6 protein-coding genes and 2 pseudogenes are annotated in these 7636 nt (G+C 59.5%); all 8 read right to left on the bottom strand.

Annotated elements, in window-relative coordinates; translation table 11 throughout:
- Positions 1–570: IS110 family transposase (locus ABZW96_RS35360; RefSeq protein ID WP_355080955.1), on the bottom strand; the 570-nt coding region annotated here is incomplete at its 3' end.
- Between the two features lie 462 nt (positions 571–1032).
- Positions 1033–1740, bottom strand: a pseudogene (locus tag ABZW96_RS35355) (IS110 family transposase); the annotation flags it as partial.
- Complete coding sequence (locus tag ABZW96_RS35350; protein WP_355080957.1) at positions 1740–2153, bottom strand: hypothetical protein; 414 nt, start codon at positions 2151–2153, stop codon at positions 1740–1742. The gene ABZW96_RS35350 and the pseudogene ABZW96_RS35355, both read right to left, overlap by 1 nt.
- A 28-nt stretch (positions 2154–2181) precedes the next feature.
- Positions 2182–2373: pseudogene (locus ABZW96_RS35345) on the bottom strand (transposase); the annotation flags it as partial.
- Positions 2374–2525: 152 nt separating this feature from the next.
- Positions 2526–3731, bottom strand: a complete 1206-nt coding sequence (locus ABZW96_RS35340) for an XdhC/CoxI family protein (protein ID WP_355080953.1) — start codon at positions 3729–3731, stop codon at positions 2526–2528.
- Positions 3732–3866: 135 nt separating this feature from the next.
- Complete coding sequence (locus ABZW96_RS35335; protein ID WP_355080951.1) at positions 3867–4397, bottom strand: (2Fe-2S)-binding protein; 531 nt, start codon at positions 4395–4397, stop codon at positions 3867–3869.
- Positions 4384–5229 (bottom strand): FAD binding domain-containing protein, encoded by an 846-nt coding sequence (locus ABZW96_RS35330; protein ID WP_355080949.1) that lies wholly within the window; start codon positions 5227–5229, stop codon positions 4384–4386. The genes ABZW96_RS35335 and ABZW96_RS35330 overlap by 14 nt, the downstream gene beginning before the upstream one ends.
- Positions 5226–7544 (bottom strand): xanthine dehydrogenase family protein molybdopterin-binding subunit, encoded by a 2319-nt coding sequence (locus tag ABZW96_RS35325; RefSeq protein WP_355080948.1) that lies wholly within the window; start codon positions 7542–7544, stop codon positions 5226–5228. The genes ABZW96_RS35330 and ABZW96_RS35325 overlap by 4 nt, the downstream gene beginning before the upstream one ends.
- Positions 7545–7636: the final 92 nt, after the last annotated feature.

Raw genomic sequence — 7636 nt, 5'->3', positions numbered from 1 at the left:
CGGTGTCGGGGCGAGCGCAAGCAGCTGGCGGGCTTCGGGGCCGGCGAGGTTCGTGGCGCCGCTGCGGTGGAATGCGGCGAGAAAGCTCGGGTAGTACTCGCGCAGCAGAGACCGAAGTTCCTGCAAAGCCCTGGTGCGGCGCCAGACCGCGTCCTGGGCGGCGCGGGCCAGGACTGCGACTGCGCGGGCGAGTTCGGTGTCGACGGGCAGCTGACGATGAATGTGGGCGTCGGTCCGCAGGATATTGGCCAATACCATCGCATCGGCGTGGTCGGACTTCTTGCGGGAGACGGTGTGTCGTTCGCGGTAGCGGGCGACGGCCATCGGGTTGATCGCGTAGATCGCCCGGCCGGTCTCCCGCAGCGCGGCGACGAGCAGCCCGCGCGGGGTCTCGATCGCGACCGGGATCGGGGCCTCGCGGCTGTCGCCAGCGTCGGCCAGCATGGCCGTCAGTTCGGCGAAACCGTCGGCGGACTCTGCGATGCGCCGCTTGGCCACCAGCTTGCCCTCGGCGTCGACCAGGGCGACGTCGTGGTGGCGCTCGGCCCAGTCGATGCCGCAGAACACGATTGCCAACTTGCTCTCCTTGCTCACCTGTCTGGACTGGTCGGATTCCCTGGCGAGAACGTGCGGCGCCCTAATAACAAGGCTCGTGCCCTTCCCTCCGATTGAGCCGTTCACGACCCCAGCGATCCGCACGACTCCGGTCTTGATGCCAGCGCTCCAGGCTCCCGAGAAGCAAGGTGTAGGTCGCGCGGACGGGCTCGAACCACGAGCGACATCCTTGATCAGCAGGTGTGGCGGTGGCCCGGGCGGGTGTGGTCCGCCGGTCTCGATGAAGGACTCCTCGGTCCGTGGTCAGGACAAGGCGTCCCGTCCGGGTCACCACCGGTTGTGTTCCGCCGCGGCGCGGTCTTAGCTGGAGGGCTCCGGGCCCCAGGTATCGCCAGCCGTCGGTGGAACACGAACTTGAGGGCGAGCTCGAAGCGAACAGAGATCTTGATCAGCTTCGGGCTCGTTCGCGTGTTATTGGGTCAGGACGTTGGAAACTGGGTGTGCATCGAGCATCTCCTCGATGTTCTCGGCGATCGATTTCCTCTGTTGAAGAACGGATTTGAGCTGGTCGGCCAGTTTCGGCAACACGACTTAGGCGGCTTTGCTACCGGGGACGGTGACGGTTTGGGCGGGCAGTGCGGCCAGGATCTCCTCGACGAGTCTGGCCCCCATGCGGGGTGCGTGTTTGACCGCGATCGCGGTCAGTTTCCGTCGCCCTGCTGCACGGATGCCTGCGGGTCCACCGCAGCGGGACAGGATCTCGAGCACTGCGGGGTGGGCGATTCGCGGGCCGAGGACGCGTTCGAGGGCCGGATGAATGCCGGTGAGCAGGCCGCGGATGCGGTTGCTGATGCGGGTTGCCTCGCCTGCGAGGTCGTCGTCATAGCCGACCAGGACACCGAGTTCGGTCAACGCTTCGTCGCCGACGTCGACTCGGCGCAGTGCGTGCGGCATGGTGCGGGCGGCGTCGGCAATGATGTACGCGTCCCGGGCGTCGGTCTTGGCTTGGCCTGGGTAGAGGTCGGCGATGCGGCGCATGGCCAGGCCGGGAAGGTAGGCCGCGTCGTGGCCGCGGTCGCGGGCCACGGTGACCGGCAGCGCGCCGATCGTGTTCGGCTGGTCGACCACGATCAGGATCGGTCCGTGTGCGGCGAGTTTGTCGAAAACGGCCCGCAGCTTGGATTCTAAAAGCGGGGGAACCCCACCCCAAACGTATACCCACGATGCAGATGGCTGGCCGCAGCCATCGGCGGGACGTCACGATCTCGACCGGAGCGGCGCAGCCGAAGGCTCTGAGACCAGTCACGCGGTTCCGGAGCCTCTACCGTCTTCGCTGTTGCGGACGGCGTTTTGTGGTGCTCTGTTAGGTTGGGGTGGGTAGGCTTGAGCCGTTCGACTGTCAGGGTCAGGACGATTCCGGCGCGGTAGGTGATGGCCAACTTGTCGTAGCGGGTGCCGCCCGCGCGCCGGCGCTCGGTCCTGTTGAAGGCGCGTTCGACGATGCTGGGCTGTTCGTAGGTGGTCAGCAGGTTTATAACCCCGACACCGCGTGGAATCGATCGAGGCCACCCAGTCCAGATCCCGGTCCTGTCGGCCACCGCGAGGCACGGTCAGCACCCGATCCAACGTGCCCTCCACGGCAGAGCGCCGGCACCGCATCCACGCCGTCTGCCACGGCCCGAACTCCCGCGCCTGGTCCGGCCACGGCAAACTCGTCCGCAACCGGAGCAGCGTCTCCTCCACCACCAGTCGGTTGTTGGCAAAGTTACGGCCCACCCGGTTTTCGGATTTCGGCAACAACAACTCCCACAACTCCACTGCCTTTCCGTCAACACCCGATACCGATCACCCACCAGTCCCGACACCGCGAACATGATGCACCACCTCAGCATCCCGAACGCCTTAATCGGTCAATCGGGACACAGAATTTAGGCTAGAGCCGTTGGCGCAACGCACATCAGCGCCGGAACTTACGGAGGGAGGGGCCCGCACCGTTCGCCGGTCCACGCAGCGTCGACCACGGGGGGTCTCGCAGTTGTCCAGTGATTGTGATGTATCGCACCGCTTCCATCGCTGAGTCGTAGCCCCGTACCTCCTGAGTTATCAGCGATCATCTCGCTGACTATCGAAACTGCAGTCTCTTCAGGCGTATGCGCACCGAGATCCAGGCCGATCGGACTACGCAGGAAGCTGAGCTGTGAATCTGTTAGGCCGACTCTGCGGAGTTCTTCGATCCTTTTCGCGTGGGTTCGGCGTGATCCCATCGCACCGATGTATCGAGGCCTGGATTCGTCGGGAAGACGCAACAAGCGAGCGAGAACGGGGATGTCAAACTTGGAGTCGTGCGTCAGAACACAGACCACCGTTCGTCGATCTAGTCGATCCGCCTCGAATTCGCCATCGATATACTTGCCTGGCCAACTGACCACGACCTGGTCTGCGCCGGGGAAGCGAGATCGGGTTGTAAATACCGGCCGGGCGTCACAGACAGTAACTTTGTAGCCCAGAAAAGATCCTAACGTGACTAAAGCAGCTGTAAAGTCAACAGCTCCCACTATTATCATACGGGGAGCAACTAGAGAAGTTTCAACGAAAACCTCGATGTTGGCACCGAAATCTCGACTCCGACCCCGGTATGTGAGCGCGGATCTGTGACCGCTCGATAGCATCATGCGAGCCTGCTCGCAAATTTTGGCAAAGATGCGATCGTCTTCATCTCCAAATGTGCCAAATTCCGTGGATGATTCAATCACAACCTGCCTACCGACCAGTTCCCCGCGAGGATGTTCAATTACCGTCGCAAGCGCCACCGGCCGCCCGCAATCTACGGCGTTGTGAAGCGGCCACCAAGCCGTAAATGAAGCGTCTGTGAAACTCTGTATGAATATGTCGATTATCCCGCCGCAAGTGAGGCCAACGTTGAGAGCTGCTTCATCGCTTACACCGAACCGGTGTAGCGACGGTTTACCCGACTTGAGGGAGTCCATTGCTATATCGTAAACGGCTCCTTCTACGCAGCCGCCGGAGACAGATCCCCAGACCGTTCCATCACTTGAGACAATCATGGACGCACCCACCTGTCGCGGTGCGGATCCGATAGCGTTGACCAATTGAGCAGTCGCGAACGGCCGCCCTGCGCGTCTTAATGCGCTTACAAATTCGAATTGATCGAGCATGTTCCTGGGATCTCCGCTGTCAGATTGGCGAGCCTTCGTAGCCACGGCCAGGTCTCGCACAGGGAGGATGAGTTTTCCTCTCGTGGCGTAGGATGTATCGAAACTGCAAAGCCTCGGGCTATAGCGTTGGAGGCGTCACTCAAGTGGTGTCGAGTTCTCGCGAGGAGCATACTGTGCTGCATGCTTCGACATGCAGTGATGCTTCATGGATTCAGCGGCCCTCATGACACTAGTCCGAATTTGCTCATAGCCCGTGCAACGACACAGGTTTCCCGCTAAGGAGGACTCGACTTCTGCTATGGTGGGATTAGGTTTCTCCCGCAGCAAAGCGACAGCGCACAGGACATGTCCCGCAAGGCAGAATCCGCACTGGAACCCGTTGTTTTCCAAAAAGGAAGATTGAACCGGGTGTAGCTCATCTTCGGACGAAAGTCCATCCAAGGTTACCACCTGATGTCCGTCGACTCGTTGCGCAGGAATGAGGCAGGACTTGATCGGTGTACCGTCGATGAGAACCGTGCATGCTCCGCAATCGCCGTTTCGGCAACCCACCTTAACTGCATGCGAATTCCGACGAAGAACGTCCACCAAAGCCTCACCCGACTCTGCAGCAAGTGTTTTTTCTACTCCGTTGAGTTCGACAGCAATCGTGTCAGATCTGTTCAACGCTTTCCATCCTCTCGAGCGCTTTCCGTATGGACCTTTCCACAACAACCGGGGTTACACGCTTTCGGTATGCTGCAGACGCTAGTGTGTCGTCGATCCACGACAGCGCAGACTGTTCGAAAAACTCGCGCAACGTCGACAAGTTAACATTAGTGGAAAATACAATTGAGAATGGAGTCTCACTGCTTCCACCCACCGTGACTCGACATTGACGAGACCACTCTGGTGCAGCCGGGTTAATAATGGTTGTAGCCGCCGTGACGACCGGCCAGCTACTTTCCGCAACCTTTAGCTTCACGTAGCTACTCGGCAAATTGATTCGATCGGCCGGAATTCTAATTTGGCAAAGCATCATAGGCCTTTGAGTAATCGCCGTGACAAACGCGCTTTCGAAGAATTCGCCAGCCGCAATTTCTTGCCGGCCGTGTACACCATCGACTATCAATTTCGCGTTCAATGCGACCAGGATGCTTGGCATATCCGACGCGGGGTTCGCATAGCTTGCAGAACCGCCTATGGTGCCCTGGGCTAGGATTTGCGGACCTCCGGTGACGCCCGTCGCTGCGGTCCTGAGGAGCAATGGAAGTCCTGGCGTGGAAAGAACTGTCTGGTATGTCACGGCCGCTCCCAAGGTCCAGTCTCCCTCTGCACCGAGGACGACTCGGGTGAGTTCTGGGATCCGGCTCACATCCAGGATGACTTCCGGGCGTAGCTCTCCAGTCGCCAACTTAGGCATAATCATTGTTCCGCCGCCGAGCAGAAGCGCATCGGGGTGTTCGGACAGGATCGTGAGGGCACTACTTAGCGTGGAAGGGTATTCATACAACGTCATACTTCTGTCCCTCTGATTGCTCGGCTGGCGTCGAGCCAGTCCAATACGCGCTCGGGCGTGACCGGTAGCTGCACTGTCGCTCCTGGCGCACCTCCGACGGCATCTCGCACGGCGGCAACAATCGCAGCGGCTGATCCTCCCACGCCACTTTCGCCTGCTCCTTTTGTGCCCAGGAGGCTGAATGGAGAAGGGGATTCCAGGCTTCTTAGTACCATTGGAGGGACCTCGCGGATGCGGGGCATCATGTATCGCTTAAAGTCAGTACTCAATGGTACACCCGCGTTGTCATAGCACTCCTCCTCGAGGAGTGCCATCCCAACTCCCATACCTACACATCCATGTAACTGGCAATTCGCAAGGTCGTGATTTATAATTTTTCCACTGTCGTGCACAACAGTCAGACTTTTTATTTCGGTAATGCCTGTATCGACGTCGACCTCAACTACTGCCATGTGTACGGAGTATGCATACGTCGGGTAAGTCTGAAGTCTGCCAGCAGCATCAGGAATTGGCTGCGTGTTGCGCGGCCCATAGGTGCAAGTCGCCTCTAGTTCAGCCGTTCCGATTCCCGCGAGAGCATTTCCCAGTGCATAATAATTGTGCACTAGGTCTGAAAACGGAATTCTTTCGGTGCGCCCGCGCGCCGAGTAGATTCCGTCGCTTGCTATGACGTGCGACGGTTCGACGCCCAGTAAAGCCGCCGCGACGGCGTTGATTCGTTCTCGCAGTTCACCAGCTGCAAGCCACGCGGCGGTGCCACCTGTAAGTACGGCCCGACTGGAATAGCTTCCGCCGCCAAATGGTGTGCGATCGGTGTCGCCCTGGACGACGCGTATGTTCCCAATTGGAATCCCGAGCTGGTCAGCGACCAGTTGTGCAATCGCTGTCTCGCTACCGGTTCCAGGGCTAGTGACGCCTGTCATAACGGTAGCGCACCCGCTTGTGTCGAGACGAACGGTGCTCGTCTCGTAGCCACGCGCTAGTGTGCCACCCACATCCGTGCCCTCGGGCGTCAGCTCGAAGCCTATTCCGATACCGATCCGGAAGGTTTCGTTCGGCGACTGATCCTTTTGGACCTGACGCCAACGGTTGTACTCCCCCGCTTCGACCGCCATCTCTAGTGCTCGTGGATAGTCTCCGGAATCCAAAGTCATCGACGCCGTTCGATGTGGAAGTTGGTCTGAAGTAAGCAAATTTCGTCGTCTGACCTCGACCGGATCGATCTGCAACGATCTCGCCACTTCGTCGATGACGGACTCAAGCAGAACGCACGCGGCCTCCTTGCCGAATCCTCTAGCAGCGTTCCAGGGGCCTTTATTCGTCGTCACCGCGCGCCAGTCGACCTGGAAGTCACTTATATCGTACGCGCCCGGGATAGCATTCGCTGCCACGCTGGGCATAAGGGACGCGGGTGACGAACTCAAGGCACCGAGATTTCCGTCAATTGTTGCACGGAGCGCTGTGACCCGACCCGTTCGATCATATGATGCACGATAGTTCATGTCGTATTCACGCGCACCAACTAGCATTGCCTCGCGACGGTGTTCTGTCCACCGCACAGGTCGGCCGAGGCGCATGGACATAAGGCACGCAAGCGGCTCTTCGGGCAAGCATGGCAATTTGAATCCGAATGCTCCGCCGAGCGGTGGGGTAATTACTCGTATGTCGCTTTCTGGCACTCTAAGTTGACGAGACAGCTCGGCTCGCAAAAAGTGCGGATTCTGACTGGTTACATGAACCGTCAGCCTGTCCGCCGAACTGTCCCAATGTGCGATACAAGACCGTGGTTCGAGTGGCACCGCACTGCTCCGCCCCATGCGAACGATTCCCTCTACCACCATCGCGCTGGCGGCTATTATTGAATCAGGGTTTCCCTGAGCGACAGATTCTGCCATTATCACGTTGTTTTGGAACTGAGGGTGGAGAGCCGCGGCATGGGGCGCGGTGGCCTGCTCAATTGTCAGAAGGGGGGACTTGGGATCATAGGAGACCTCAACAACCTCTGTGGCGCGTCTAGCTTGTTCTGCAGTCTCTGCAACGATGAGCGCTACGGGCTCGCCCCAGTACGTCACCGTGCTTACGGGGAGGCAAGTGAGCTGTATCGGCCCGTCAAGACCCGTCAAAGCCGGTGGCGGCCAGCCGAAACGGGGGCCGATCAATGATTCAGCTTCCTTCCCTTCAATCGCGGCAACGACACCTGGCATAGCGACCGCCCCGGTCAAGTCGATGCCCTTGATGTCGCCGTGGGCGACAGTACTTCTGACGAAGTCGAGATAGAGGCTGTCCGATGCCCCTAGGTCGTCGGTGTAGGACACACGACCTCTAACGAACCGATGGCCATCCAGGCGTCGGTGAGACCCAGTTTCGATCACTTGTGCTCCATTGCAGTGAGTGCTCACCACATCAG

The sequence above is a fragment of the Nocardia sp. NPDC004168 genome (genome assembly GCF_040610355.1).
Taxonomy (GTDB): domain Bacteria; phylum Actinomycetota; class Actinomycetes; order Mycobacteriales; family Mycobacteriaceae; genus Nocardia; species Nocardia sichangensis.
The sequence above is the reverse complement of the archived record's forward strand: the minus strand, read 5'-3'. Positions and strand labels throughout refer to the sequence as shown.

What these genes read in the sequence shown, in the direction of transcription:
- ABZW96_RS35340 (WP_355080953.1), bottom strand. Translation starts at nt 3,731, where the DNA reads ATGCTCGATCAATTCGAATTTGTAAGCGCATTAAGACGCGCAGGGCGG.
- ABZW96_RS35330 (WP_355080949.1), bottom strand. Translation starts at nt 5,229, where the DNA reads ATGACGTTGTATGAATACCCTTCCACGCTAAGTAGTGCCCTCACGATC.